29 protein-coding genes are annotated in these 26,499 nt (G+C 40.6%); 4 read left to right on the top strand and 25 right to left on the bottom strand.

The genetic code is table 11. The annotated features are described in order from the left end of the window. Positions 1-3: 3 nt before the first annotated feature. The 3 genes from AC6I3O_RS10045 to AC6I3O_RS10035 form a co-directional block, all read right to left on the bottom strand. The gene (locus tag AC6I3O_RS10045; protein ID WP_491869653.1) at positions 4-735 is read right to left on the bottom strand and encodes an ABC transporter permease; all 732 of its coding nucleotides are present in this window, start codon (positions 733-735) and stop codon (positions 4-6) included. Beyond that, positions 728-1,651, bottom strand: coding sequence for an ATP-binding cassette domain-containing protein (locus AC6I3O_RS10040; protein WP_491869652.1), 924 nt, complete (start codon positions 1,649-1,651; stop codon positions 728-730). The genes AC6I3O_RS10045 and AC6I3O_RS10040 overlap by 8 nt, the downstream gene beginning before the upstream one ends. A gap of 89 nt (positions 1,652-1,740) precedes the next feature. Further along, the gene (locus AC6I3O_RS10035; protein WP_497850769.1) at positions 1,741-2,508 is read right to left on the bottom strand and encodes an ABC transporter permease; all 768 of its coding nucleotides are present in this window, start codon (positions 2,506-2,508) and stop codon (positions 1,741-1,743) included. 187 nt (positions 2,509-2,695) lie between these two features. Here AC6I3O_RS10035 and AC6I3O_RS10030 point away from each other — a divergent pair, with 187 nt between their 5' ends. Next, the gene (locus AC6I3O_RS10030; RefSeq protein ID WP_497850768.1) at positions 2,696-4,183 is read left to right on the top strand and encodes a hypothetical protein; all 1,488 of its coding nucleotides are present in this window, start codon (positions 2,696-2,698) and stop codon (positions 4,181-4,183) included. Between the two features lie 250 nt (positions 4,184-4,433). On the opposite strand, the gene AC6I3O_RS10025 is transcribed toward AC6I3O_RS10030, so the two are convergent. The 3 genes from AC6I3O_RS10025 to AC6I3O_RS10015 are packed head-to-tail and all read right to left on the bottom strand — an operon-like array spanning position 4,434 to position 6,250. Continuing rightward, positions 4,434-5,357 carry a sensor histidine kinase gene (locus tag AC6I3O_RS10025; RefSeq protein WP_497850767.1) on the bottom strand — a complete coding sequence of 308 codons (924 nt, stop codon included), beginning with the start codon at positions 5,355-5,357 and terminating at the stop codon, positions 4,434-4,436. A gap of 1 nt (position 5,358) precedes the next feature. Continuing rightward, complete coding sequence (locus AC6I3O_RS10020; protein WP_251210042.1) at positions 5,359-6,060, bottom strand: response regulator transcription factor; 702 nt, start codon at positions 6,058-6,060, stop codon at positions 5,359-5,361. Continuing rightward, entirely contained in the window at positions 6,053-6,250 is a 198-nt protein-coding gene (locus tag AC6I3O_RS10015; protein WP_334306757.1) for a helix-turn-helix domain-containing protein, read from the bottom strand. The genes AC6I3O_RS10020 and AC6I3O_RS10015 overlap by 8 nt, the downstream gene beginning before the upstream one ends. A gap of 173 nt (positions 6,251-6,423) precedes the next feature. Between AC6I3O_RS10015 and AC6I3O_RS10010 the strand changes: the two genes are divergently transcribed. Both AC6I3O_RS10010 and AC6I3O_RS10005 read left to right on the top strand, forming a co-directional pair. Beyond that, a complete protein-coding gene (locus tag AC6I3O_RS10010; RefSeq protein ID WP_497850766.1) occupies positions 6,424-7,011 on the top strand; it encodes an ExeA family protein in 588 nt (195 codons plus the stop codon). Positions 7,012-7,024: 13 nt separating this feature from the next. Then, positions 7,025-7,339 (top strand): DUF6618 family protein, encoded by a 315-nt coding sequence (locus tag AC6I3O_RS10005; RefSeq protein ID WP_004604849.1) that lies wholly within the window; start codon positions 7,025-7,027, stop codon positions 7,337-7,339. 180 nt (positions 7,340-7,519) lie between these two features. Here the strand turns inward: AC6I3O_RS10005 and AC6I3O_RS10000 are convergent, their stop codons facing one another. Beyond that, a complete protein-coding gene (locus AC6I3O_RS10000; protein WP_497850765.1) occupies positions 7,520-8,944 on the bottom strand; it encodes a hypothetical protein in 1,425 nt (474 codons plus the stop codon). Positions 8,945-9,146: 202 nt separating this feature from the next. Between AC6I3O_RS10000 and AC6I3O_RS09995 the strand changes: the two genes are divergently transcribed. Further along, complete coding sequence (locus AC6I3O_RS09995; protein ID WP_497850764.1) at positions 9,147-10,739, top strand: hypothetical protein; 1,593 nt, start codon at positions 9,147-9,149, stop codon at positions 10,737-10,739. Between the two features lie 550 nt (positions 10,740-11,289). Here the strand turns inward: AC6I3O_RS09995 and AC6I3O_RS09990 are convergent. From AC6I3O_RS09990 to AC6I3O_RS09905, 18 genes are all read right to left on the bottom strand, one after another. Next, positions 11,290-11,439, bottom strand: coding sequence for a hypothetical protein (locus AC6I3O_RS09990; RefSeq protein WP_497850763.1), 150 nt, complete (start codon positions 11,437-11,439; stop codon positions 11,290-11,292). 31 nt (positions 11,440-11,470) lie between these two features. Beyond that, a complete protein-coding gene (locus AC6I3O_RS09985; protein WP_497850762.1) occupies positions 11,471-12,409 on the bottom strand; it encodes a DUF5688 family protein in 939 nt (312 codons plus the stop codon). 38 nt (positions 12,410-12,447) lie between these two features. Further along, positions 12,448-12,681 carry a hypothetical protein gene (locus AC6I3O_RS09980; protein ID WP_497850761.1) on the bottom strand — a complete coding sequence of 78 codons (234 nt, stop codon included), beginning with the start codon at positions 12,679-12,681 and terminating at the stop codon, positions 12,448-12,450. 80 nt (positions 12,682-12,761) lie between these two features. Beyond that, positions 12,762-13,718 (bottom strand): hypothetical protein, encoded by a 957-nt coding sequence (locus tag AC6I3O_RS09975; protein ID WP_497850760.1) that lies wholly within the window; start codon positions 13,716-13,718, stop codon positions 12,762-12,764. 164 nt (positions 13,719-13,882) lie between these two features. Next, positions 13,883-14,683 carry a YqaJ viral recombinase family nuclease gene (locus AC6I3O_RS09970; RefSeq protein WP_497850759.1) on the bottom strand — a complete coding sequence of 267 codons (801 nt, stop codon included), beginning with the start codon at positions 14,681-14,683 and terminating at the stop codon, positions 13,883-13,885. 62 nt (positions 14,684-14,745) lie between these two features. Beyond that, positions 14,746-15,663: an IS3 family transposase gene (locus AC6I3O_RS09965; RefSeq protein WP_016220921.1), complete on the bottom strand. Its 918-nt coding sequence runs from the start codon at positions 15,661-15,663 to the stop codon at positions 14,746-14,748. Further along, complete coding sequence (locus tag AC6I3O_RS09960) at positions 15,660-15,947, bottom strand: transposase (protein ID WP_016220920.1); 288 nt, start codon at positions 15,945-15,947, stop codon at positions 15,660-15,662. Before AC6I3O_RS09960 ends, AC6I3O_RS09965 begins: the two co-directional genes overlap by 4 nt. A 66-nt stretch (positions 15,948-16,013) precedes the next feature. Further along, complete coding sequence (locus AC6I3O_RS09955; protein WP_497850758.1) at positions 16,014-16,157, bottom strand: YqaJ viral recombinase family protein; 144 nt, start codon at positions 16,155-16,157, stop codon at positions 16,014-16,016. Further along, entirely contained in the window at positions 16,154-16,465 is a 312-nt protein-coding gene (locus AC6I3O_RS09950; RefSeq protein ID WP_497850757.1) for a DUF3848 domain-containing protein, read from the bottom strand. The genes AC6I3O_RS09955 and AC6I3O_RS09950 overlap by 4 nt, the downstream gene beginning before the upstream one ends. A 233-nt stretch (positions 16,466-16,698) precedes the next feature. Next, a complete protein-coding gene (locus AC6I3O_RS09945) occupies positions 16,699-17,520 on the bottom strand; it encodes a nuclease/transposase family protein (RefSeq protein WP_497850756.1) in 822 nt (273 codons plus the stop codon). An 82-nt stretch (positions 17,521-17,602) separates the two neighbouring features. Continuing rightward, positions 17,603-18,535 carry a DUF932 domain-containing protein gene (locus tag AC6I3O_RS09940; RefSeq protein ID WP_497850755.1) on the bottom strand — a complete coding sequence of 311 codons (933 nt, stop codon included), beginning with the start codon at positions 18,533-18,535 and terminating at the stop codon, positions 17,603-17,605. Positions 18,536-19,116: 581 nt separating this feature from the next. Beyond that, a complete protein-coding gene (locus AC6I3O_RS09935) occupies positions 19,117-19,329 on the bottom strand; it encodes a UDP-N-acetylenolpyruvoylglucosamine reductase (RefSeq protein ID WP_497850754.1) in 213 nt (70 codons plus the stop codon). Between the two features lie 170 nt (positions 19,330-19,499). After that, the gene (locus AC6I3O_RS09930; protein WP_497850753.1) at positions 19,500-22,829 is read right to left on the bottom strand and encodes a hypothetical protein; all 3,330 of its coding nucleotides are present in this window, start codon (positions 22,827-22,829) and stop codon (positions 19,500-19,502) included. A gap of 219 nt (positions 22,830-23,048) precedes the next feature. Then, entirely contained in the window at positions 23,049-24,227 is a 1,179-nt protein-coding gene (locus tag AC6I3O_RS09925) for a radical SAM protein (RefSeq protein WP_497850752.1), read from the bottom strand. Between the two features lie 19 nt (positions 24,228-24,246). Continuing rightward, the gene (locus tag AC6I3O_RS09920) at positions 24,247-24,393 is read right to left on the bottom strand and encodes a hypothetical protein (protein ID WP_497850751.1); all 147 of its coding nucleotides are present in this window, start codon (positions 24,391-24,393) and stop codon (positions 24,247-24,249) included. Between the two features lie 5 nt (positions 24,394-24,398). Next, positions 24,399-24,851, bottom strand: coding sequence for a hypothetical protein (locus AC6I3O_RS09915; RefSeq protein ID WP_497850750.1), 453 nt, complete (start codon positions 24,849-24,851; stop codon positions 24,399-24,401). A gap of 10 nt (positions 24,852-24,861) precedes the next feature. Beyond that, a complete protein-coding gene (locus tag AC6I3O_RS09910; protein ID WP_497850749.1) occupies positions 24,862-25,578 on the bottom strand; it encodes a hypothetical protein in 717 nt (238 codons plus the stop codon). Positions 25,579-25,589: 11 nt separating this feature from the next. Further along, positions 25,590-26,498: a hypothetical protein gene (locus AC6I3O_RS09905; protein WP_497850748.1), complete on the bottom strand. Its 909-nt coding sequence runs from the start codon at positions 26,496-26,498 to the stop codon at positions 25,590-25,592. Position 26,499: the final 1 nt, after the last annotated feature.

The raw sequence follows: 26,499 nt of genomic DNA, 5'->3' as shown, positions 1-26,499 counted from the left end.
ACCTCACTTTCTTTTTCCTAAAGCCAATATAGCCAACACCACTGAACCCGCACACCATATTGCAATACATATAAATGCAGCCGGAATATTAAGAGTTTGTGTCAAAACCACACCGGGAATATCACGCATGACAATGGCGGTCATACTGGATAAAGGGTGTAGATACATATTAACCATAAGCAGAATAAAACCAAGAAACGTATAAACCAGAGTTAAACATACTGGAAATATATAACTTTTTCCGGCAGCCGCAACCGCTAAAAGCGGCAATATGGCGAAAGAGGTTAATATAGCAATTTCCATACATTTTTTTAGCAAGTAACAAAAACTGCCCCATTCAAATGTTATATAACCGGGAAGCGTACCAAAAATCACGGACAATCCGGCTGTGAGCAGCATAAAACAAATAGAATAAGACAGCACAACAATAAATTTGCTAAAAAAATATTTTGTCTTGCTAATCGGTACAATCCACAACTGTTTAAGCATATCATTTTGGTGTTCATCATACATAAGCATAGTGGAAAATACCCCCAATACGACAGGAAGTATAATCCAAGGCGTGTAGCTGAAAGCAGTCCATTTATAAAATTGTATTGTATCTATGCCTGTCTCTCTAATGTCTCTAAAATAAAAGATTGAAAGAAATGGCATGAGAAGAGCTGCCAACAGCATTAACAGGATAAACTTTCTACGGCGCAGTTTTAGAAATTCTGTTTGTGTCAATTTAAGCAATGCCTTCTCCCCCTGTAATTTTTTTGAAATAGTCCTCCAATGTATCATCACATAATTGAGAACTGATAACTGCCACATCCTGCACCACAAGAGCCTTATTGACAGCCGCCATATCCAATGACGTATTATAAATCCGCAGGGAGTGGTCGTCCTGTACGGAATAATCTGTAACTCCGAATTGCCTTTCCAAAACAAGAGAAGTTTTCGGAATATCAGAAACTTGCAGAAGTATATATTTACTGTTTTTTCTTTTCAGTGTTTCCATGCTGTTTTCTTCCAGTAAGACACCGTGATCAATAATGCCAATATCATCAGCCAATAATGCAATCTCGGACAGGATATGACTGGAAATGAGGATTGTTTTCCCATGTTCGGTACTCAAGTCTTTAATAAAATCTCTTACTTCTGCAATGCCGATAGGGTCAAGACCATTCGTAGGTTCATCTAAAATCAACAGCTCCGGGTCATGCAAAATAGCATTTGCAATACCAAGACGCTGTTTCATTCCAAGAGAATATTTGCTGAATAGCTTTTTGTCCCGATAAGGGAGACCGACAATATCCAAAGCATTTTTTACAGCATTTGGGGCAGCAGTACCACGCAGCTTCGCAAATATTTCAAGGTTTTCCGTACCCGTCAGGTTTGGGTAGAAGCCGGGTGTTTCAATAATAGCCCCAATCCGGGGATATACCCGTTTTTCCCTTCCTTTGATATTTTGTCCGAACACATCTATTTCCCCAGAAGTAACAGGGGTTAATCCCAAAATCATTTTCATTATTGTGGTTTTGCCAGCTCCATTACGCCCTAGCAGTCCGTATATCCGCCCTTTTTCTACATGGATATTAACAGCATTGACCGCTGTCTGCTCACCATATTTTTTTGTTAACCGCTTTGTTTCAATCACATAGCTGCACATAATATTTCCTCACTTTCTTAATTATCGTGGTCTTTCTAAATCACATAGTTATACAAGTTTCCGCTTGCTGAATAGTTGGTAAAAACTCTTCAAAATGTTTTCTTCTGTAAAACAATTACAGAAACGATTGTCGAAATAATGCCTATAGCCAGTAAAGAAACAGAACAAGTCATCGGTGATGCTGTTATTACAGCATTTCCTGTCCAACTGTTTACCATTTCAATAGCGGCAGGTGAAATGTGGGGATAAATTCCCATAACACTCGCCAAGGGGTGCAGTCCCATGAGCTGGGACGAGGCAAGCACAACAGGCACAAGATAAAGTAATACAGCCCCAATCGGTAAAATGTACCCTTTTGATAGCGTTGCTAAAAATATGATTGGGAGCATGGCAACCGGGATCAGCGCACCGCCAGCCAAAAACAATAGCCCCGCCTGTAGTATTGTTTCCGTATTCAAATCAGTAAAGCCGCCAGCAATTAAGCCGCCAACGATGCAGATAACAAAGGTAAACAGGCATAGCCCCAATGACATAAGGATTACAACCGCTATCTTTGAAAAATAAAGCTGTGCTTTGGAAACCGGAATAATCAAAAGTCCTTTTAATGTATCGTTTTTCTGTTCATCAAAGAACAATGTGGTGGCAAACATCCCCAACACAATAGGCAGAAACAGGCTTGTAAGGTTCTTAAATGCCAAAGTGTATAAGTCACCAAAGCTATCCATGAGAGGACTGCTTCTTGATATGCTGCAGGCACGCTCAACCGCAAATACTCCCAAAATAGCAGTAAGAATAAAAATACCCCAAACTGTCTTATTCCGTTTCCATTTCAGTATCTCAGTAAAGATAATTGTCATTGCCTTTTCCTCCTTTCCAATCCCATAACTTCTCGGAATCTTCAGCCCTTACTTTATAAGGCTTTCAGACCCTTGCTTCAAAAAATCACCCACTTTTTTTGCAAAAACACTTGACAAACCAGTCAAAAAATGCGGCGCTTCGCGCCCTTGATCAATAAGTACATTTTTTGATTGGAGGCGATTTTTGATGTTACCTTGTAATCCTGGCGGTCATGCCGCCTTTCAGGATACTTTCGTATCCCAGTTCCTTAAATTTTACCCGGATCCCTTTGCGCTTCCCAAAAGCACTTGGGATTATATCGTGCAGTTCTGGTATCTCGATCTTTCCAAGACTGATTCTATCATGCAGGATTGTTACTCTGTTTTTGGCCCGGAACCCAGGCTCCCTTCCTGCATGCTGCGCTCCTACCTGCTTGCTTTGAAGCTGAAAGTCTCTTCCATCACTGTCTGGTGCCGCATGCTTAAGGAAACTCCCCTTTATGCCATCCTCAGCGGTTTCTCTTTCGGTGATACCCCTGGTGTCGGTACTTTTTATGATTTCTTTTCCCGCATCTGGCAGCATGACTCCAGCAACCTTTCCCCGAAAGACCGCTTCCCTAAGATAAAGAAAACTCCCAAAGGCAAAAAGAAAGGCGATAAGACTCCCTGCGACTCTTCCAGCACGGCTTCCAAACTCCTTCCCCTGCTGGAACGCTGGCATCTGAAACCGGATAACCCTTTTTCCCTTGTTTTCCGGCTCTATCAGCAGCAGTTCCTGGACCTTTCTATCCGCAATGGGCTGATCGACTCAGACCGTCTGGCTCTTGCCGGTGACGGCACCCCTGTCCGTACTGCCGCACAGCAACGAAAAAAGCGTATCTGCGATTGTAAGGAAAAAGGCTGTCCTTCCTGTAACTGTAAGCGCCATTACTCCCAGCCTGACTGTAACTGGGGATGGGACTCCCACCGGGAATGCTATTTCTTCGGCTACCACCTCTACATGTATGTGGCTTCCGATTCCTATAGCGACCTCCCTGTATTTCCACTTTTGGAACGGGCTTCCCGGCATGACATGCTTTCCTTTCTCCATTCCTTTTTCACAATGAAAGCATACCTTCCGGAATTCCGTATTGAAAAACTCCTTCTGGATTCTGCCCATGACGCTTGCCCTGTTTATGAATACTGCACACGGGAAAACATCACGCCGTTTATCGACCTCAACCCCGGACATACCGGGCATTTTACCTATAAGGACGATTTCACAATCGATGACGATGGGATCCCTGTCTGTAAGTTGGGCTTACGTATGCATAAAGATGGATATGAAGCTGCCAAACACCGGGCGAAATACCGATGCCCAAAAGCCAACCGAAAACGGGGCTGCTTCTGTGAGCATCCCTGTTCACCGGCTAAATACGGCAGGACTGTACATATCTTTACCGATGACAATCCAAGGTTATTTAACATACCGCCAAGGGACTCTAAAGCATGGGAAAAGGAATATGACAGAAGGACTTCCGTGGAACGCTCCAACAAGCGCGAGAAAGAGGACTATAAATTAGAAGACGGCAGGCACCGATCTACGAAGATGTGGTACTGCCGCCTCTACGGCATCATGATGCTACAACACCTTGATGCCTGGGAAATGCCATCGATTAAGGCATTTCAAGAATCATTATTAGGATTAGCCGCCTAATAATGATATCTTAAGCGATCCCATAAGATTTTTCAAGGCATAGTACCCGCTATGTCCAATGTTTATGTCCATTTTTCTCAAACTTCTTTTCCTGCACGATATTCAGTTGTCAATTTTCGGTTGGAATCTCATTCATTGAGATTCCGAGAAGTTATTCCCTAATTATATAGCATTAACCTTGCCAAAACCTTGCCGTAACCTTGCTTTTTTCATGTTTTCCTCCAATAAATATACAAAAAGCCCTGTGCTGTTACAGAGCTTTTGGAAATAGTATCGTAAATGTTGCACCCATTCCGGGATTGCTGTCTGCTTTAATTTTCCCATTGTGAGCATTTACAAGTTCTGTCGTAATAGATAGCCCCAAGCCATTGCCCCTGGCAGAACGTGAACTGTCACATTGATACATTCTCTCAAAAATATGCGGAATATCAGAGGAGAAAATACCTTTTCCATTATCTGAAATGATAATTTCTACTTGCTGTTCATTCTCCAATAATTTCAAAGTCAATTTATTGCCGCCACTGTGCATAAGCACATTTTGAAACAGATTATTAAGAATGCGGGTATAGGAATGAGGGTCAATACGAAAAAAATATTCATCTTCAGGAATATCAAAATCATATTCAAAATGGTTGCGTTCCAAGGTTGGAACCCACTCTGCGACAATATTGCGGGTCAATTCGTTAAAATCACATAACTCAAAATGAAAAACCTGTTCTTTAGCGTCTAGTTTTACCCACTCAAATAGTGCTTCCACAAAATGTTTTAAGTGACACGCTTTTTCTACTGCAATATGGATATAGGCTTCTTTTTCTTTCCCAGCCACAAGACCATTTTCAACGGCATCCAAGTAGCCAAACAATGAAGCTAATGGTGTCTTTACATCATGGGAAAGGCTTGTCATAAGTCGCTTGTATGCCTGCTCCGATTGTTTTTGTTGGATAAGCTGTGACTGGTTCTTGACCGCAATTTCATTGATTGCATAGCAAATACGCTTTGTCATATCGCTTTTTCTCGCCAAAACCCGTCGGTTCGGATTACCGGACTTTATATCTTCAAGGGCTTCTTCAATAATAGATAATTGTCCTCTTACACGCCTAAGTTTCGTAATAAAAAACAGGACAGCCAAAAGCGCTGTACAGAGAGCAATTAATAAAAATGAATTTAAGTTCATGTTATGCCTCCCTGTTAAATCGGTAACCAACGCCCCGAACAGTCAGAATGTAAAAAGGGTGTTCCGGGTCTGGTTCGATTTTTTTCCGTAATTTGCTGATAAACGACATGATATTACTATCATCAAAAGCATACTCTTCCTCCCATACATGGGTATAAATCTGCTTTTTTGTAAACACTTTTCCTTTATTTGCTGCAAGGAAAGAAAGCAGATCAAATTCTTTTCCTGTAAGTTCCACTTGTATATCATTAACCAAAACAAGACGGTTAAGGTTATCTATCGTCATTCCTTGAAATACCATACAATCCGTTTCTGTGCCAGAAACAGTATTGAACAATGTAAAACGCCGGATAAGAGAATTTACACGTGCCATAAGCTCGTTAATGCTAAATGGCTTTGTCAGATAATCGTCTGCCCCCATCCTTAAGCCGGAAACCTTATCTTCCTCACCGCTTTTTGCGGTAAGCATAAGAACAGGCACATTGCTTGTCTGCCGTACTTGTTGCAACACTTGAAAACCGTCTAAGTCGGGCATCATAATATCAAGAATAATAAGTGAACAGGTATCTTTGGTTTCCTCCAATATATGCAGTCCTTCTATCCCTCCGCCTGCGACAACCGCAGTAAGGTTTTCCTGCTCTACGCATTTTTTCATAAGTGCGCAAAGTTCTTTATCATCATCTATAATTAAAACTTTATTCATGTTTTTTCTTCCTTTCTGCTTTTAATCGGGCATCTGTTGGTTTTTCAGCGTCCTTTGGAATCAGCCACAAGCGGCTGAACTTTGCCACGCCCGGTATGCGGTTTTCCTCACATAGCTTTTGCACCCGTCTTTCTGAAATGCCCCATTTCTTTGCCGCTTCTGGGGCAGAAATATACTCTAACATCTTCATTCACCCTTCCTTTAATCTCTGCCATATAATTATATGCGGTCAGGCGAATCATTTCAAGTATTTAAGACCTGCATCATGGAAATGTGCATAACTGGCTATGAAACTATGGAAAACCCCATTCACAGCCTGCCCTGCGCTGTTTTGCAAAAGGACTCAACCCCAACCTCTACCACATGGAGTACATCTGCCTCTCCACCGTAAGCGTCATGGAGTTCTACCGCCAGCTCTGCTCCGTCCTGGGGGTGGAGCCAAGGGGCGGTAAGCCCGGGATGTTCCGCGCCATACAGGAGCAGATCCTCTACCTTTACAAGGATAAGAAGCAGCCCCTCCTCCTGGCCGTTGATGAGGCCCAGTACCTATCCACAGGCATCCTGGAGGACATCAAAATGCTCATGAACTACGGCTATGACTCCCTGAACTGCTTCACGCTCATCCTGTGCGGGGAACCCCATCTTAACAATACCCTGCGCAAGCCCGTTCATGAAGCCCTGCGGCAGAGGATCACTGTGCACTACAACTTCTCCGGTCTCTCTGATTCGGAGGTGGCGCAGTACGTGCTCCATAAGATCACCTGTGCGGGAGGCTCTTCCTCCATCATAGAGCAGGCCGCCCTTTCCGCGGTCCACAGCCACTCCCAGGGAAGTCCCAGGCTGGTGGACAACCTCATGACTAACGCTCTCACCCTTGGCGCACAGATGGAGAAGAAGATGATCGACACAGAAGTGATACTAGCCTCCGTCAGCAGCCAGAATCTTGGGTAGGGAGGTGCTGCTTATGGAATATAACTGTATCCTCAGGGATGGTCCCCGCAGGGAAATCTGGACAGGAAAGATCCTCTTATTACGGTGGCGGCCTGGGTGGTATGAAGCAGAGATCAATGGGCGGGGGACTTACTTCCACATCCTGGCCGGGCAGCATAAATATGGGAATTACCTTTGTATCCCGAACCATGATGTAGGATGTGAACTGTCTGATTTTTCTGATATTTTTTGGAATGAGGGGCGGCTCAGCAGTCTGATGCGGAAGGTAGATGCAGTTACGGTTGCCTCTGGCTTGGCTTATCTCCCGACTCTGGCTGACAAACAATGAACCACCTATATGCATCTTGTGGCCGTGGATCTTACGACAGGATCTATGGCCTTTTGCGTTTCAAAGGAAAAATCAATACCGGCAGTGTGCAACATTTTCGACAGCATTATGCATTTGCAGAAGGCACTGCGCAGTCTACGGGAGAAAAGTTGGAAAAATAATTTGCTGTTTGCGTCTCCCTCAATTCGCCGCCCAACACCGAATATGCTCCCCAGTAATGACACCTATCCCCCGCACCGGATAATATCCCGCACCGGGATTCTTTGAAAAATCCGTCATACGTTCAATCCCTTCCCGGTCCCCATATATCCGCAATGCCTTCTCTAACTTCGTGTCAAGTAGATTTTGCTTTGCCTTGTTAGACGCAGGCATGAAATCATCAATGACCAGCACAGCGTCCGGATGTAATCCGATTGCCTTCTCAATCCCTGCTTCAGTCGCATTGAAATTTACTGCAGGCTTCGTGATTTCCTTCCGGTTCAGTGTTTTTGTCATGCACAACGCCAGACACGTTTTCCGACTGTTCGTTTTCCCGATTACAGATACCACAAATTTTATCGGAAAGCCCGCTTCATCAAATAATGTTGACAAGGTGCCCATGTGTGCAAAAAGATACAATGGCAACGAAATTTTTTTGTCTTGGCAAATATCCAGCATACCGATTGACTGCCGGAAAACATCCTCTGTCCCGACCTTTTCTGCTGAGAATTCAAACTCATACTTTGCATTTCCACTGACATTCGGCACAACACTTCCTATCGCCCCGCCAGAATATACATACGCCGGGATTCCATTGATTTTTTTCCAACCATTCACAGCATAAACGATTCGCACGCTTGGATTACTCCCGGCAATTACATTGCTGACGTATTCGCCAAAATCCATCATTTTTGCACCTCTGCGGATGAACGCTATCCCTTGAGAACCCGACTGCACCCATTTGAAACTCGAAACATCGTCGGTGCTGACCGTTTTTTCAAATGTCTTCGTGCCAATGACAATATTAAAACGATAAAAAATTCGAGACTCCTCGCCATCCGGTAGCTCATAAATTTTCTCAATCTTTTCGATAAGCTGCAAGTGGAAATTTTTCCAATCATCCGTCGCTTCGGTTACAATCGAGCTCATTTTTTCTTTCTTTTTTTCTAGCGACTCCGTTTGTGCATTCTGCTCGTTACAAATACTTGAAGTATTCTCTAACTCATTCAACGCATAATTCAGATTAACATCTTCTCGGCAAGGAATTGTATTTTCTGCTCCTTCCTCTTGTATATGTGCGAAAAGACTTTCCTTCATTTTCACCTTTCCGTGCTCTTCCTCGCTCTCTAAATGCGCAAATAATTTCTGCTTCATACCTTCAAATTTCGCATTGCAAAATCCTTGAACAACCCCTTCCAAGCCTTCTTCGTTTTCTTCTTCATTCCCAATGTGGGTAAATAATTTTGTTGCTGTCCCGCATTCTTGAGCTGTAAACCCTGCTTGAGGTTCGGTTTCCTCATCTCCTTTCACATAGCTGAAAAGTTTCTTCGGTATTTCCTCCATTCTCCTACCACCGATTCCTTGACCGGCGTTTTCTTCTTTTGGCAATTCTCCGCGCATTATCAAATTTTCACACTCCTTCCGATATTTTGCTGAAATTTAAGCATTTTTCGGATTTCAGCTTACAGCTTTCTACATTAATATCATAACCCACCCAAAGGAATTTGTAGATTGGTCACTATCAAAAATTTCATCAAATGATTCCTTTACTTTTTGGGGATTTTAGTATATTATATAGTCATAAAGTAAACTATTTGGAGGGCTTTATATGAATAATATCGAACCTGATAATTACCTGAAGTTTTTTTACCTAATCGACACTGAAAAACTCGTACAAGATATTTTAAATAAATTATCACCAGAGTTTTGCTCTGAGGATTTATTTTCTTGTATATTTTCCAAAATTGAAGAGGCTTGTTATCCCTATCTGGAATTTGTATATTCGCCGGCCAGTTTCAATCATACTGACCAAGATTCTACATTTTCTTCCCGTATTTCGCTTTTACGGCTTGTTTTAAAAAATCACTGTATTATTCACGGATTTATAAATTTACTAAAAAAATCTGAAACCGCTGATGAATCTAAAATAACAATATCTGGGGCAAATGATATCAAGCTTAAAACCGGCTATTTTAAAACAGAAGGATTTTCCAATTCTCCTTCTTTATTGCCAGACGGAACAGAACAAAAGATTACTATTGCCAAAAATTATAATAAAAACAAGAAGCGTTTCATCACAGATAATTCCCGATATTCGTATCAGGTACTCCAAAACTATTCTTGTGAATCAAATAAAAATGGTTTCTTAATCATTCCTTCCTATCATGGAAACTGGGGGTGCTTTATTTACAATGAACCTTTAGTAAAAACTGTCAATGATAACATCTATGCCTTAAAAGGATCTCTTTCGATAAAGAATAAGACTTTGATTAAGAATTATAATAACCTACTTACTGCATGTACCAGTTGGTGCAATCATAATCATTTGATATCTACGGATAAACTACTTTTTGAACATGCAATGGAATCTATTTATGGTTTTTCATTCTTCGGATATGCCTCAAAACTCCTTAAAAACATGTACGCTGCCACTTTCGATGATACGAAGCTCACTATAAAAGACTTGGAAGGCAGTTTAATGCTAAGCCACATTCAACAAACTGCACAGTTACCTATTACATATAACCGTTCCGTTTTTTTGGAGCATTGCCTTTATTCCGTTATCAATAGCAAATATTTAAAATCGCAGGAACATCAAAGGAAAAATAACAGTTTATTTTCACATATATCCAGAAAACCGGTACCAAAGGAATCGTTAATCACAAGTGGCTTTGACCATATGGAAAAATACCTCCAAAAACTAAAATATGTTGCCATACCATTACTTGAAAACTTATGGGATGTGATTATTGATAAACTTAACGACCCTAATAAACAAAATGCTCAACATTCTATCAGCATTAAGACTTATTGCGACTATATAGAAAAAAACTACTTCGTAATAAGCCAAGATTATTCCCGCTTCTTTGAGAGCGAAAAAATATTATATGACTTTTATGAAGATTCCCTATATACTAATCCTTCTGAAGCTTCATATGCACTATATCGAGATTATAACTATACAAATAATTTAAAATCAGAATTTGAGCGTGACTCGTTTACACATCTTTTATTAGATTACTTTAAACCAGAACGTCTCTCCATTCCGCAACCTAGTCTTTATGAATTACTTATAGCTTACTCTGGTACAAATCATAAACCTGCAGACTTGTCCGCTCATACTGAGGAATTGAATTTTCACAAATATCATCGTGAAAATATTCTATCTTTTGCCGAAAACATAACCCCCTTTATTCGCTAGATGTCCATCTAAAGAAATCCCCTTAGAAGCCAACGCCTGCTAAGGGGATTAAAATTTAGCGGCCTTACTAAATTAGCACATCTTAGTTATGCCCTTTCTCCCCTGTATCCCCTCGTTTTTGGCAGATATTTATGTAGAATTCTCTATAAAAATACTCAAAATATGAGGGGATACAGGGAATCAGGGAGTTTTCTTACATTTGCCTCTTTGAAACTGGCTACAGTTACTTGAACTGGTCAAACATTATAAAGTGTATTTTCAATTCGTATCATTACTATTGCCATACTTTAGTTAAATCAACTATTGAAAGTCCCATATAACTCTATTTTCAAATACCCTTGGAAATCATTAACTACTAAGGGGATTTTGGCTACTTTATTCATCGTCCTGAATTTCTTTGTAACAGGGATTTCTCTTCATATCCCTTCCACCCCTGTATCCCCTCATTTATAGCAGATATTTGTATAAATTTTTCTATAGAAATACTTAAAATATGAGGGGATACAGGGAATCAGGGTTTTAAAAATAGAAAGTGCCTTCTCACTTCGATTTATCGGACGTCTTCTACCTCTACCAGCTTTAATGCTTCCTGCAGAAGCGCATTAACAAGGCTCTCTATCGTCATTCCACACGCATATGCTATCCAAGGCCAGCCTCTCCAAAAATCCTTTTGGTTCCCAGCACGCCTTATTCCAGCCACCAGTATCCTGCCATCCCTTGCCTTCAGCCCGCTACGATACAAGAACAACCGTATCCATGTCTTCATTATAATAATAGATGGAATCCGACAGGCATTCTTCCGGCCCTACCACACCCGTACAGTGGTTGATTTGGTAAACCATATCCTTTAAATTTTCTACTGTGAACATCTTGCTTTCCTTCAATAAGATGATTTCATGCACGGAGCAGGGCAGGATGTAAAAACTGCCTCCCCGTTCTCTTGCAAATTCCCGCAGCAAGTCGTTGCGCAGGATTGCCCTAGCACCATAACTCCGATTCCGGTTAAAGATGACATACATCCCCACTTTCTCTTCTGCCCCTTCCATCTCTTCCCTAAATTGACGGGCGGCCTCTGCGTCTCCATTTTCCATCAGCACATCTTCCAAGACCGTTTCCATCATCTCTATCCGAAAATCTTCTTCCCTTAGGTTATTTTTGGCCGCTTCCCACAGCTCCTTTGCGTCCACGCCCCAGAACTCCATGCATTCCCTGCTGACCGGCAGCGTTGCCGCCATTCCCCCTTCTTCCTTAATGAAAACATAAAATACAACCGCCAAATCCAGGTATTCCCTATGGGGCAGCCGTTTCAAGGCTTCCCGGTTCCAGTTCCTATTAATTACCCGCATACACAGCCTGCGTTTTGCAGTTTCCCAAGTCTTCGGGATATGACCCTCATTGATAAACAAGGGCATATCACATGCCCGGATTATCTCTTCCACGCATTTCTTAAACTCTCCCGTATGCTGATATCCCTCATAGATATCCTCCGGATAAAGCGTCGCACGCACGGCTGTCCCGAACTGACACACAACGACCGCCTCTTTGCTCGTGTCATTCGTCTTTACTACATTGTCATAATACACCCGCCCCCTTCCAAGGAAATGCTCCTGCAGGGCGTCCTTCAATGCCTCTTTGAACTGCGTATAATCCATCATCATTCCATTCTCCATTCTCTTCACCTTGCCATTCATAATCCTTTCTGTAATCCCTAAGATAACGCCTCACATATCATTTTCGCAAAGACACAGAATCCTGACACGAATCCCTGCCGTTCCCCGATGGCACATGCCTGGCACATTAGGTTCGTAAATTCCTCATCTGTAATCTTTTGTAAATCCACGTCCTTGAGCAAAGCAGACAAATCGTCGCTTATCGCATGGTCGTTCTTTTCCATCTCTTTTGTTTCTGCAAAAATCCGATTATAGATATCCCTAATCAGCATAATATCCTCCTATCAAATATCCCTTACCAGCATAGCCATGAGATACTTGTCGTCCGTCTTCTTAACCGTTTTCCATCAGATTATGCGGCTTCCTTGGTCTTTGTCTTTTTCAGCCCGCTTAATGCCTTCGTATAAATCTCCGGCGTCATCTGTTCCAGTTTATGGATTCTATATCTGGACAGCACATTTTCGATGGGAACCCCCGTGCGCTTTAACTCCTGCTCTAAAACGGTTTTCTGCATGTCCGTAATCCGGCTTTCCTCTGGCTTCTGGCCGGGATTCTGCCAATTCCCCAATTCCTGTCCGGCTTTCTCCCTGTTTCCCTTCTCCTGGCTGGGATTTTCCTTACATTCTGCTTTTTGTCCTTCATCTTGCTTACCTCCGGGATTCTGCTGGTTTCCTGTATCTTGTCCGCTTTTCTGCCTCGGCTTTAATTCAAACACCTTAACGCCTTTTCCATTTACAATCACAAGGGCAGTTATCTCCCTCTGTTCATTGTAAGAAATGGACTGTACCGAAAACCTGTCACTGGTTGTAAACTTGTTGTCTCTCTTCTGAATCGTGGCATTTCCCGCACCAATCCAGATAAACGGCGCCGTATACAATTCCCTTCCCACGCCCCAGTTAAAGCAGGCCCGTTTGAAGGAATCCGAAGCCTGTCCTTTCTCCTTCTCCGAATAACTGGTTGACCCCACGTCCTGCTTGGCAATCCACTGGCATTTCTTACTGTCCCATATTTCTACAGTGCAATATAAGTTCCCATCTATGATTTGATGTGTCCGTTTCCATCCAAAGGGCGTAAACGTCTCATCCAGAATCTTCTGGTCTACCCGTGCGTCCTTGAATAAGAGTAGGCTCAAGCCCCTTTCATTGATGGTCGATACCCGGCATTCAATTTCGTCTGCCCTCAATAACCGGACAAAGGCTTTCCCACAGCCTGTCCCGTCAACTGCTTCTTCCCGTTCCGGCTCGTTTCCCGACTCCTTCTTTCCGAGGCTTGACGCTCTCTTTGCTAATTCTTCTTTGATATCTGGCATACTCCACCTCCACAATACAAGATAAGGAGAGACTTTTTCTGCCTCTCCTCACGAAATCCTTCATTCTATTAGAAACTTCCTTTATTTCAGTCTCATCCAAATACCTTCCATACCTGCATATTCCGTTTATTCACTTTTTATATCTGTAAAACCACAAATCTCCCCTATGCTGCTTTCACCGTAAGCCTCCGGCTATGGACAATCTTCTGGTACTCTGCATATACCTCCGGCTTCTCTGCTTTCAGACGTTTCTCGTCTATCCTCTGGCTGTCTACCGCTTTCCATGATACCCGGTACTTCTCATTCTCTGCCAACTCTGCTTCCCCAAGATACATCTTTAACTCCTGCTCTATCTGCTTCTTCTCCGTCTCCATCTCTGCCATGATGTCCGCCAATTCCTGCCGACGTTCTAATTTCTCATTGAAACCGTTTAAGGGGATGGTCTTAGCCGAGCATTTCTTGAAATACTCTGCAATCACGCTGTCCGCCAGCTTGGAACCGTCGGGGTCGGGCAATACACGCTTCAACACATGGTTCTCCCAGAAGTCCTTCTCAATCCTTACCAAATCGGCGAGCATTTCATCATCCCTCTCCATGCGGTAGAACTTGAAATCCCTTCCATATATCAAAACAGCGATATACCAAGCCTGCGCATTGCAGACGGACATATAATGGTAGCACTGAATCTGGTAAGATAAGGGAATCTTTCCATCCTTCCATTTATCCGCCATGTAAGGGCTTGCGGTCTTGCATTCCAGCCCTGCATTCTCCCCCACTACCATCCGGTCTACGTCCGCCAGCATAAAGGGATTGGCTTCGTCATAAAACATGGCGTTGGCTCTGCGTACCTTTTTCCCCGTCGCCTCCGTGAATCTCCTTGCCACATAGTCTTCAAACTCCCGCCCTTGGCGCATTGCCTCATTGTCGATTTCTTCGGTTTCGTCCGTGGTCTTGTCCTGGTACATGTGGTACTATGTCAAGAAAAAGTACAAGTTAAAAGTGAACTTTTCTTACAACCTTCCATTTTTTATCCAGCCAATCTTTCCATCTTATTCAATTTCTGTTCATACACATTCTCGTATTCATTTGGTGATAGATATCCACAATGACTGTGGATTCTTACCGTATTATAAAATGTCTCTATGTATTCAAATACCAATTTATAGGCATGTTCATAATTTTTTATTTTAAATCGATTCAGCCATTCTCTTTTGATCAATGCATGAAAGGATTCAATACAGGCATTATCCCATGGATACGCTTTTTTCGAATAACTTCTCTTCATTCCAATGGTTGCCTCTACATACTCCCTGCACACATACTGGATCCCCCGGTCTGTATGCAGAATTAAGGGTTTCTCCACATTCCTCCTTCTTTTTGCCTTTTCTACCGCTTTTACGACATGTTTTGCTTCTAATGTATTACTTAATACCCATGAGATGATCTTTCTCGAGTACAGATCCATAATACTCGTTAAGTATACAAAGCCCTCGTAAGTCCAGATATAAGTGATATCCGAACACCAGACTGCATCCGGTTCTTCCGGATTAAATTTTTCTTTCAGAATATTTCTCAGCCTACTGCTTAGATCCGGTTCGATTGTTGTAACGGTATAAGGTTTCACGTACTGTGCTTTGATCCCCAATTCCCTCATATAATTCCCCACTGTTTTGTCTGCTATTTTTTCTCCTTCCCTGCGCAGACATTCTGCTATTTTGGGGGCTCCATAATTCTGATGGGATTCCTGATAAATCTCAACGATCCTCTCTTTTATCTGCTCCTTTCTCTTCTCCCGGGTGGAAGGGAGGCGGTTTTTCCATGCAAGGTATCCGCTTCTTGAAACACCTAAGATCCTCAGCACACCAGAGACATTCGGCCGGCGTTTCCCCTCTTCCAGAAGCTGCTCTTCATACCGGGCAGTCTCCAGGAAGAGAGCCTCTGTCATTTTCCCAGTATGCCGATTGCTTTTTTTAAGATATCTAAAGCATCTTGTGTATCACGTAGCTCTTTACGCAGGCGTGCAAGTTCCTTTGCATCATCACTCTCAAAATTCCCCCTTCCTCTGGTTGGGACTGTCCCCTCATTTGCATCATATATCTTTCTCCAGTTAGAAAGAGCTGTCTTACTAATCCCCAGATTCTTTGCACACTTAGCAATCCCAAGCTCTGGATGTTCCTTCCAATACCTTACTGCATCATTCTTAAATTCTTCTGTATATTGTGTAGCCATGTTCATTCCTCCATCTGTTCTATTATACTTTCCTGTTGGGAATTTTCCATGTCTAACTTGTACTAATTATATTCTAACACCAACCTGCAGGGCCGTGCGATAGGGGTTGAACCCGCATACCGCCCCTGCGTCAGAGCCTCCAATGCCCTGTTTCCGGTACTTTAGCCATTCTGCTTTTTCCATATTCAATGTGGACACTAATTTCTTCATATGATGTTCTCCTCCTTCCTATCCCTGTAATCCCTCCTGAGTTTTGCCAGTTCCTTATCTAAGCAATACTGGATATCTGCGGTATAGGAATCCTCATATCCTAGCCATTCCCGATAAAGGAAGGTCAGGATATTGGGAAACGTCACCGCCGCCTCCAATGTTTCGGTTGATAACCTGCCGCTCATTTCTGCCAGAAGTTCATAAATGCTGATAATACTGTCTATCTGGTAAGCCGCCTCATAGATGGCTTCCTTTTCCTTCTTAAGAATCTCATACCGAAAGATTGCTAATTCTCCGCTAAGTTTCAAGCAGAAGGCTTGTTCCAACTGTCCCTTTACATATACCTGCTTTCTCTGCCTTTCCCAATCCCGTTGCGCCGTATTTACCATCTAATGTAAATAAAGTGATATCTGCCCTGCGGTATAAACCTGAATATTATTCCCCATATCCCCTCTTTATGGCCAAAAACAGGGCATATAGATTTTCATTTTCTATATGCCCTGACTCTGTTACTATATTTTATTTTCATTGACAGGATTGATTATGCAAACTGCATGACTCTCGTTTCAATTTCTTTTAGTTCATCAAGTGATAACACCGGAATACACTCTGCAATTTCTTCAAGCGTCATTTTGCCTTTTATTATTAATCTTTCTGCGGTTTCCCTTGCACTTTTTAATTCTGCTTTTTGTGCCGCTTCCTTTCTCATATCTTCCAAAATTTTGCACATGACAGCAACTCCTTTCTCATCCTGCTTGAAATACCTGGCTCTTTTAGCAAGCGCCTCATAATTCATGTTTTCGGGATTGGTACTTCTAAAATCATGCATTAACTTTCCGATTTCATCATTGCCCCTGTATTTCCCATTCACGTATAAAATATGCGAACCGTCTCCAAATAATACTTTTTCTCCCCCAATCTCAACATATCTCTCCACCGGATATAGGGGCTGGTTTCCTTTCATGACGTCGTTTTCTGTAATAAAAATCACATAACTGTCGGGAATATCCTCTGTATCATCTCCAGGCTTTAAGATATGTGTATCTAACAGGCTGCTGTTATGCCTTGCCCTTTTTGCGCCTGCCCCTGCGTCTGACCTTTGTATTTCTACATCAAATTCTTGATTGGCACTGTCAACCGCATGGACGTCTAAAACAGCAGAACGTCCTTGCAGGTTCTTCATTAGTTCCTGTGTCCGAACCGATTTGACCGTGATATCTGCCCGTCCTAAGACAATCCGAAGTATCAGTTCCACGCCCTCAAAATTATCTGCCAAACAGACGGTCATAAAATCATCATCCATATACCGAAGTGATTTCAGACGCTCTAAATCCTGTTGATGTATCTGCGCCGCTGTACTCAAAATATCACCTTCTTCCGTTTCTTCTATTATATATCAGATAATCTCTTTTGAAAACTGAATTTTTCTGCCTTTCCCAATCCCGTTACGCCGCACTTACCATCTGGTACGCCTTGTCGATCATCGGATTCCCATCCACGGTACGGGAGAACAAGTTCTCCTTGTAATTCGCCGTCTTGCGAAGCGGCTCTGCATGGGTCGCAAAATCAGATACCGCATTGACAAAGCGGTAGGCATTTTTTCCCACGCCCTGTAAATCCGGTGCGTCAAAATAACGGATTTTCATATCTTCACGTAACCGCTTCATGTTCTTCTCCTGCTGAGGCGTGGAACCATCCTCAATCGGAAGTAAAACCTCGATATATTCCATGACCTGTTTATCCGTCAGCTTCTTCATGCGGAGTGCTTCAAACTCTTTGCCCAGTTCGTCCATGTAGTTTTCTGCCAGGAACAGGGTATCCTTTGCCTCCTGCATTTTCTCCTTGATATCCCCGGTGTGAATCATAGACCATGAACGCTTCGCATTTGCCAACGCCAGATTTAACGTGTTCTGGCATACGACACGAATCGGTGTCAACGCTACTTTGATTGCGCCAGAGCCATCATGGGTATTGGAAAACAAAAGATAGGGGCTGATTCTCTCCCCGGATATGATGTACTCATGGGGCATATGGGCAAGCAGCCATACCTTCCTGCCTCCCTGCAAACTTCCGGCTGTCTCGTATTTCACACCTGCCCCTAATAATTCGTCCGTAAACGCAAAGGCTTCGTCGTTCTGAATCACCCGGTAACGGTCTGTGACAACGCCAAGCACCTTGCGGTCAGAATCCCGCACATTTGCCTTGTATCCGTCAACCAGTTCCTCCATGGCTGTGTAAATCGGTTCCTGCAGGACACGCCAGTCCAACCCTGCCAACTGCAATGCGTCCTTGGAAGCCGGGGCTTCTAATACCTTCGTCCCTAATCCATGCCATGGGGTTTCCCTTACATAAAACATGCTCTCGACATTTGCCGCCATAATCGAAATCTCCTCTCTCAATCAACCTTTGTTTTTGTATCCTTTTCTACCTCTTGCCGATTCTGGCGGTAGCTCAGTCCCTTTAAATTTGACTGCCGCCAGTTTCCGGCAACTATCAGACGATACTTCTCACTAATCTTCTTCCGCTATAATCTCTGCCAGCTTGACGCCGCACCCGATAATGAATAAAGCAATCTCAATGCCTTTCATCCTTCTGCCTCCTTTCCTCAACACCGCAGGACAATCCTAACGATTGCTCTGCCAATGTTCTTTACTATAATGATAATCTCCAGATATGCCATTCCTCCTCTCTGGGCATGACAAATGGCAGGAAGATGATTTCCTCCTGCCACTTCTATGAATGGTTTCATGATAATAATATACAACTAAATTATGCTATTTTTACTGATACTTCTGAAAACTACCACTAATAGAGAAAAGGTGTCCGAATCGGACACCTTTTTCATCTATAAGATTTCACTTCTAGGATACGGGAACCTAAAAATCTTCACAAACACTTGCCATATCATATGGTTAATGAAAGACACCGCCCTGTCATCAGTGACACTTCGTATCCCTTTTTAATAACCTTCAATCATTTTCTCTTTTTCATAATCCAAATCCGGCACTTTTTTTCGCATTTTCTCTAACTGTAAAAATGCGTCCTCACTTTGTCCCATATCATCATCCGCATAAAGACCTTTCAATCCCTGCATAATCTGTATAATAAAAATAACCTTATCTTCTGGAATCTGTTCTAATAATTTTACTGCCTCCTGCCTAATCTGGGTCATTTCAAATGCACTCCTTCCGAATCTTCTTACTTTTCATTTCTGGATTCATTATACTATGATTCCCCATCAAATACAAACATTTGTAAAATCCCAGTAAAGAAATGGCAGGAAGATAATCTCCCTGCCGTTCTTCATAAACCTAAACTTATTTGATACTTCACAGATTCGTGTTATCCTCTATAAAATTTCTTTCTGCCAAGGATTCCGCATACGCCTAACGCAATCATCCCAAGTACCATCCAGTATACGATATTCGTCTCGTCTCCTGTTTTCGCACTCTTTTTCGGACTTACGACCTGTTCTTTCTTCTGTGTCGGTGAAATCTCTGCCGGAACATCTGACTGGGACATCTCTTTATCTGACATCACAATCACATAATCGGAGGCATGGGAAAATTCCAGACTTACATTTCCATCCGGCTGAATCTTTCCGGTATTGATAAATATCATCTTTCCGTCGCTGTCATGGTAATATAAATTGCCAAACTGCCCCGAATGTTGACTTCCTACATTTACAGTCAATGAAGCCTTAAACCCAAAATCTCCCTCATGTGCTAAGGAAAGCTGTCTGACTGGGTTATCTCCTGCAAGTGCCTGTAATGTCTTACTTGGGATATTCTTGGTATCCAGTATTACTTGAAGATTAATATCCTTCAAATTACTAGCCTTAATATCCTTGCCATTAATCGTCCAAGTATATCCGCCCATATTTAACTGGATATCTACATCTTTTCCTTTGGCGGCTTCCAGTATCTCTTTTGAAATCACAGTCGCCCCATCCATATCTACGCTGACAGAACCGCCGGATTCTGTTGATTGAATAATCTTTATGGTATTATCAATCGTTTCTTGCGGAAGGGATACGCCTGGCGCCGGAATTGACGGATTGCTTGGCTGGCTCGGATTCTCAGGCTGACTTGGCGGTGTCGGCTTGTCTGGTTCTTCTGAAGCCTTAGTTCCATATCCATGGAATGTCATATTTTTTTCTACCGTAAATGTAACGCCTGGCTGATAATCTTCATAAGGCCATACCACTTTTTCATAACCATCAAAGGATTCCCTAAATGTGACTGTCTCACCTTTCTCTACTACCTGGCAAATGACAGCTTCCAAATCATAGTCGCTGTCCCATCCCACTTGTCCACTAACAAACATGGGGTCAATCAGGTAGCGAACGATACAATTTTCGTAGACTGCTTCCATTCTAATATATTCTCCATGCTTTACTGGCTCATCCTCTTTAATATCTTCCCCATAAGTATCTTTAATTTCCCATTCTTTGAATCTTAATCCTTCGTAAAACTCCGGTATTTCCCATGCTTTTAAGGCTTTTATCACATCACTTCCCTTTGCGCCTTCATCCAGAATCAAAGCCTTCGTTGGTAAAGTACACCCATTTTTATCATATCCAATACAATGAACCCACATTGTTGCTTTACCAGAAAACTTTGCCGAGAGATATATCCTATTGTAATCGGTAGCAATCTCATCCTCTCCCATATTAGAAGAAGTATATGTATTTTCCCATTGTTCAAACTTATACTCCTTTGTGATGTCATCCGGTAAATATTCTTTTGCTCTTTTCAATACTGTTCCATAGGTTGCGTCCTTTTCAAAAATTAACGGTACTTCTTGATAGCCCCTATTTCCTTCGTTATTAGCATAATAATATCCTACTATCATACAAGCCTTATCATAAACAGCATTTATACGAACATAATCTGTATTGAAAGGGCTTTCATCCGTACAGTTATAGGGCATTTCCATCTCCCACTTTTGGAACGACATCCCTTGATATGATTCTTCCGGTGCGGCTGAACTTTCAACCATTTCTCTCAATTCTCCATATGTCATGCCTTCTGAAACTTCTATTTTCTGCATCTGATAGGACTCATTCCCATCTACTTTGCGGTATCTGTAGCTTGCAGAAACAAGTGTTTTATCATACTTTGCCCGAATAGACATATGACTCGAATTTCCTATAATCTGTGTATCCTCTGTAATTGGATTTCCGCTATAATCTGTCCATCCAGTCTGCGTAAATCCTGGATATTTTGATTTCATTTCTGGGAATGTTATGCCAATCTCCTTCAATGTCTGGCGCCGTTCAACATTTTCTTTTTGAACCTTCTGAACAGTTTCCCATTCTCCATTCTCATTTAATGCACTGAAGCTAATGTTGATATCATAGGTTGGATTTACAAACGTATTGCCATTCGTTACCTGGATATAATACGGATAATTTGCGTTATAGGTAAATGCATTATCATCTGCTTGGTTATTTTCCGTATCCGAAATATCAATTCGGTTTACATACCATTCACATGGATATGTATCCTCTGTAACTTCAAGTACGCCTTCATAAATACCTTTCTCCTCATCATAATACACATATGCAGTTTTTGATGAATTGGCAATATCTGAAGCAGCTTGGAAATTCACATATCCATATTTATCCAATTTGCCTTCGTCACTAACGGCTTCTATCGTGACCTTGACACTATCTCCGGCAGAAAGCGTTTCCCCATTTCTATCTAATGAAACTGACGTAATGACAGGCTTTGTTACATTAGATACAGTCTTTTTTACGATATACTTGCACTCTCCCATATCGTCTATATTAAGGTACTCTGCCTTTCCTAACGAGTCTTTCTTTATATAGATACTATGCAAAGTCCACGTTCCGTCACCGTAATAAGTTCCAACAGTACTGTCGCTTTTGAACTCTTTTCTATTTTCCGGATTAACTGAATAGAAATAAAATTCCCTGGTGCTTGTATATGTGGTATTTTTACATTGAAAACTTGCATATATTCCATACCCTTCTATCTCTTCTTCCGTTTCCAATGTCATCTCTAATTTACCATTTTCATCAAGAGTCTGTCCATTTTGCTTTAATTCAAAATTTTTGATATGGACTTCTCCAGATACCTGCTGTTCTACGGATACCCAATATTTGTATTCCCCTTTTTCGTAACATGAATAGTCAAGATAATTACTAGCCTTGTCTGTCACTCTGATAGATGATATTGATACTTTTTCAGCGCTCGTATTTGATAATGTATATTCACATACATAACATCCTTTTTCTACATCATACGAACTCTCCATAGATGTAGAAGAACCTTCTGATGAGATTCTTGCGTATACGCTTAATTCTCCTTCTTCTGTCCCCGTATCATAGGCATACACATAAAGCCGAATGGTTTCATCCGCCTTTACAGTTGTACCCTGTTGCGGAAATTCCACCTTTTCGATAACAGGCTTCGTCGTATCATACTGCTCATTACCTGCCTTTTCTGTTCCTATTGTTCCCTCTGACTCTTGTGTCTCTTTTTCTTCATCTAAATCCTGATTATTCTCCGTATTGTCGCCAGCTTCTGCCTTTTTGTCATCCACCGCTGGTTCTTCTGCATAGATAGAAACAGGATTCGCCATTGTGACCAACATAGCTAACAACAGCGTGAAAGTTAGAATTCCTTTTATTAACTTCCTTTTCATTCGTTATCTACTCCTTCCCATAAATAATTTAAATACTGCCTTTTCTTTCCCCCAATAACTTCACATTCTACATCTAAATCTCCATCACCTCCCTTCCCCATTGACACTTTCGTATATTCTTTTAAATGTCAAAATTATTGCTCCTTTTCTCTTTTCCAGAAGCCATCTCTCTTTCTCCTACAGAATAAATAGACTTTGATGTATCCATCGTTACATCAACTAAAGAATATCCAAATAGGCTTTAATTAGATATTTCTCAATCATACAGGGATCGTCACCTTCTAAATAATTTGACATACAACCACCATAACATTTTGGCAGGAACACACAGTTATTACATTCTTCTCTAAATATTATTTCACAACCTCTATTATCTTTCCCGTACTCTGCAAGTGCAATATTTCCAATCTTTTTTTCTTCTTTTCCCACATAATGCTCACAAGTAAATACATTTCCATAAATATCTATTGAAAAAGATCTTGGATCTCCATTCATGCAGGCATGCATCCTTGGAAGTGAATAGAGTTTAGTACCTACTGTTAACTTCTTTATATTTTTTACCGTAAGCAACATCTGCTTTATATACTCTACTTTTTCATTCTCTTCCATAGGGTATTGTGACCCTGTTATAAACGCTGGATAAAAAACTACATTTTCACAATTCGCATATATGCTATCTATTTCCTTTAAAAGTTCTAAAATACTATCCTTATTTCCTCTGTCTATATTTAATCGTATATTTATAAATATCTTTTTCTGAGCCGCCCCTCTAATATTGTTCAAAATATTATAGAATTCACCCTCTGAAGGATTTATATAATTCTTTCTAATTTCATACTTATCCTTTGCACCGTCCAATGTAATTTGAATATTTTTAACATTCCAAAAAGAAAATTTTTTTTCAATAATATCCTTTTTCAATAAACTCCCATTTGTTATTATATACGACTGAAAATTAATCCCTTCCTTGTTTAATCTACTTGACAGCGCATCCATAAATTTAGTATTCATCAATGGTTCTCCACCAAACCATATAATCTGCACTTCACTTTGAATCATATGTCTTTTAATAAATTTGACGATTTGTTCCTCGGCATTCCAAAAAATATCCTCTTGCTTTACACCCTTTTCATAACAATAGTCGCACCGGGCATTGCACCTTAAGGTTGTTGTTACAGTAATACTTAATGGCCTCGGTATATGCAAAGTAAATACCTGACTGCAAGCCAAGTATTTAGCTTTTTCATTTAATTCTTTTTCAACAAAAAATCCATTTTCAAGCAATATCTCACTTATTTCTTTTTCATCGAGATATTGTTCATATTCATTAAGATCTAAACGGATTAAAGAATTATATAACGTATTATAAATGAGAACATAATCTTCTTTCTCATGCACGTAATTAAACTCCGACTTTTTATACTTCATTGCATTCACTTTTCCCATTTATGATTTTTAGAACCAAAACCTTAAAACTGTCAGCATCTGCTTTTCCATCAACATCAACTGAAATTTCTTTAATCATATGCAATACTTCTTCATTGGCTGAAATTATGAGATCCATAACATTTACTCCTGCACCAATTGTTCCATAATTGAATTCAATAAAATCATCTGCAATCCTCTGTCCAAAGAATTTATTTCTTGTTTCATCAACTCAGCATTTTTTTCTATTATTTCAATTATAAGATTTCTACACACACCCATCTCATCTAAAACACTATCTTTTTCTATTTTATGTAGCTCCAAAATTTCTTTGACATCTGCTTCCAGATTCTTCAATTCATCAGTATATTTTTTATATAACTGCTCGGAATTATTTAATATGCATTTTTTCAGGCTTTCCACTATCGTATCTATCTTTTCATGTAATTCTAATTTCATTTCATTCTGCCGATTCTTTAAATCCGTAGTTTCTTGAGAAAAAGAACTCATCTGCTCTTGTTGTTTTTGAATTATAAGCAATAAAGAATCAATCTTATTATCCATTTCTATTAACTTCTTTTTCTTAAAGAATAACATTTTTGTCCCCCTAATCTTTTAGCTGATCTAATAATATTTCTGTAAGTTCGTACTTGTAAATATATTTGATTCGCATAGTCTCTAATTTTTCCTTATCATGTTCTTTCGCATTTACTATTTCCGTATAAGCCTTATTTGCTTCCCTCATGTTCTTATCAACTTCATTTAATCGAGCCTGAATCTCTCTCTTTATCATCTCTTCCTGTTTTCTTACTGTTGATTCGATTTTGCCGCTTAATCCAGTCAAAGCCTCTTTTTGCACCCTTTGACAAAATGCATCAAAATTTTTTGCCCTCTTTTTATCATCGTCTTCTTCTAAAATAACGGATAGTTCTTTGTCCGTCAAAACTAAACGGTCATCCATTATATTGCCAATATATCCAACTACTTCTTTCTTCAACTGCTCATTTTTATCACGAATTCCAGCAATATTTATATTTAAAGATTTCCCGCCAAACAATTGCCTATTAACCTTTTCTAATTCCTGAATTAACTCATTCATTGATTTGTTAATCCAATCAAGAATCAACGATTCTTTTTTCTCAGAAGCCTCTCTGATTGTTTCCTTCATGGCGGCTAATTCATCTGCAATCTTTTTTGCATGTGCCTCGGTTTTGGATGGTCCGGGATGATATCCACATCCTCCACCACTTTCAAAAATATCTCTAAAAAAATCACCTACCGCATTATTCATGACACAGCAGTTTCCCACACAACAACCACCCATTTTGTTTCCTCCTATAGTTTCCTTAACTTTGCCTGAAATCTTAACTCTTCTATATGATCTCTTGCATAAAATCCCGAGACAGTTTTTCCTCTTAGTACATTCCTGGTAACAAGTGATTTTCCCATTATTGTCACAAAGTCTTCAATTTTAACATTATTTGATATACCTACTTGTCCATAAATCTGTACGCCATTTCCAATCTTAACATTTGATGCTATCCCCGTCTGCGAGACAATCTTACATCCGAATCCTATATGGACGTCATGACCTATATCAATTAAATTTCCTATTTTACAGCCTCGTCCTATATAGGTATCAGAAAAGGTCCCTCTTTGTATCGTTGTATTATTTCCTATATTGACATTACTATCAACAACTGTAATTCCTATCCCAGGAAATTCTTTCAGCTCATCTTCATAATAATGATAAAAACTTTTAGCGCCGATCGAGCTTCCAGAAGCTATGTAAACACCATTCATTATAACCGTTCCATTTCCTATATTTACATTCGGTTCAATAAAACAATTATTTCCTATATACACATCATTTCCTATATACACGTTAGGCGAAATTATTGTACCGTCTCCTATGCTCACATTTTCACCTTGATAATAATCGTAATTCTTTCTATATACTGGCATTTTATCGGCTCTGTTTTTTTCTCTATCCATCAAAATATTTGCAATTTTCACCGAAGCAACTTCCATAGGATCATTGATATAAATCAAAGTTTTATCTGTCTTTATAAAAACCGGCTTTGTAAGAATACAATTTGCTTTTGTTTCTCTCACTTCTGAAATATTATTTACTATGGCGATACTATTTTCTTTTGCACAAAAAGAATATAAAATTGAATTTACCTCTCTGTCTTCGCCAGTAAACTCATATCCGCAGTTATTCGCTATCTCACTTATTTTCATT

Source organism: Sporofaciens sp. St.21A7, assembly GCF_059728535.1.
This window is presented reverse-complemented; position numbering and strand designations above follow the sequence as displayed.

Excerpts from the sequence above, each read along its gene's own strand:
- AC6I3O_RS10040 (WP_491869652.1), bottom strand. The coding sequence starts at position 1,651 with ATGTGCAGCTATGTGATTGAAACAAAGCGGTTAACAAAAAAATATGGT.
- AC6I3O_RS09980 (WP_497850761.1), bottom strand. The coding sequence starts at position 12,681 with ATGCTGATTAGGGATATCTATAATCGGATTTTTGCAGAAACAAAAGAG.
- AC6I3O_RS09915 (WP_497850750.1), bottom strand. The coding sequence starts at position 24,851 with ATGTTATTCTTTAAGAAAAAGAAGTTAATAGAAATGGATAATAAGATT.
- AC6I3O_RS10020 (WP_251210042.1), bottom strand. The coding sequence starts at position 6,060 with ATGAATAAAGTTTTAATTATAGATGATGATAAAGAACTTTGCGCACTT.
- AC6I3O_RS09935 (WP_497850754.1), bottom strand. The coding sequence starts at position 19,329 with ATGACCCAGATTAGGCAGGAGGCAGTAAAATTATTAGAACAGATTCCA.
- AC6I3O_RS10010 (WP_497850766.1), top strand. The coding sequence starts at position 6,424 with ATGGAGTACATCTGCCTCTCCACCGTAAGCGTCATGGAGTTCTACCGC.
- AC6I3O_RS09960 (WP_016220920.1), bottom strand. The coding sequence starts at position 15,947 with ATGGCTACACAATATACAGAAGAATTTAAGAATGATGCAGTAAGGTAT.
- AC6I3O_RS09940 (WP_497850755.1), bottom strand. The coding sequence starts at position 18,535 with ATGGCGGCAAATGTCGAGAGCATGTTTTATGTAAGGGAAACCCCATGG.
- AC6I3O_RS09910 (WP_497850749.1), bottom strand. The coding sequence starts at position 25,578 with ATGGGTGGTTGTTGTGTGGGAAACTGCTGTGTCATGAATAATGCGGTA.
- AC6I3O_RS09995 (WP_497850764.1), top strand. The coding sequence starts at position 9,147 with ATGAATAATATCGAACCTGATAATTACCTGAAGTTTTTTTACCTAATC.
- AC6I3O_RS09965 (WP_016220921.1), bottom strand. The coding sequence starts at position 15,663 with ATGACAGAGGCTCTCTTCCTGGAGACTGCCCGGTATGAAGAGCAGCTT.
- AC6I3O_RS10030 (WP_497850768.1), top strand. The coding sequence starts at position 2,696 with ATGTTACCTTGTAATCCTGGCGGTCATGCCGCCTTTCAGGATACTTTC.
- AC6I3O_RS09905 (WP_497850748.1), bottom strand. The coding sequence starts at position 26,498 with ATGAAAATAAGTGAGATAGCGAATAACTGCGGATATGAGTTTACTGGC.
- AC6I3O_RS09920 (WP_497850751.1), bottom strand. The coding sequence starts at position 24,393 with ATGGATCTCATAATTTCAGCCAATGAAGAAGTATTGCATATGATTAAA.
- AC6I3O_RS10005 (WP_004604849.1), top strand. The coding sequence starts at position 7,025 with ATGGAATATAACTGTATCCTCAGGGATGGTCCCCGCAGGGAAATCTGG.
- AC6I3O_RS09955 (WP_497850758.1), bottom strand. The coding sequence starts at position 16,157 with ATGAAGAAATTAGTGTCCACATTGAATATGGAAAAAGCAGAATGGCTA.
- AC6I3O_RS10025 (WP_497850767.1), bottom strand. The coding sequence starts at position 5,357 with ATGAACTTAAATTCATTTTTATTAATTGCTCTCTGTACAGCGCTTTTG.
- AC6I3O_RS09930 (WP_497850753.1), bottom strand. The coding sequence starts at position 22,829 with ATGAAAAGGAAGTTAATAAAAGGAATTCTAACTTTCACGCTGTTGTTA.
- AC6I3O_RS09985 (WP_497850762.1), bottom strand. The coding sequence starts at position 12,409 with ATGGAGAATGGAATGATGATGGATTATACGCAGTTCAAAGAGGCATTG.
- AC6I3O_RS09975 (WP_497850760.1), bottom strand. The coding sequence starts at position 13,718 with ATGCCAGATATCAAAGAAGAATTAGCAAAGAGAGCGTCAAGCCTCGGA.
- AC6I3O_RS10015 (WP_334306757.1), bottom strand. The coding sequence starts at position 6,250 with ATGAAGATGTTAGAGTATATTTCTGCCCCAGAAGCGGCAAAGAAATGG.
- AC6I3O_RS10035 (WP_497850769.1), bottom strand. The coding sequence starts at position 2,508 with ATGACAATTATCTTTACTGAGATACTGAAATGGAAACGGAATAAGACA.
- AC6I3O_RS09970 (WP_497850759.1), bottom strand. The coding sequence starts at position 14,683 with ATGTACCAGGACAAGACCACGGACGAAACCGAAGAAATCGACAATGAG.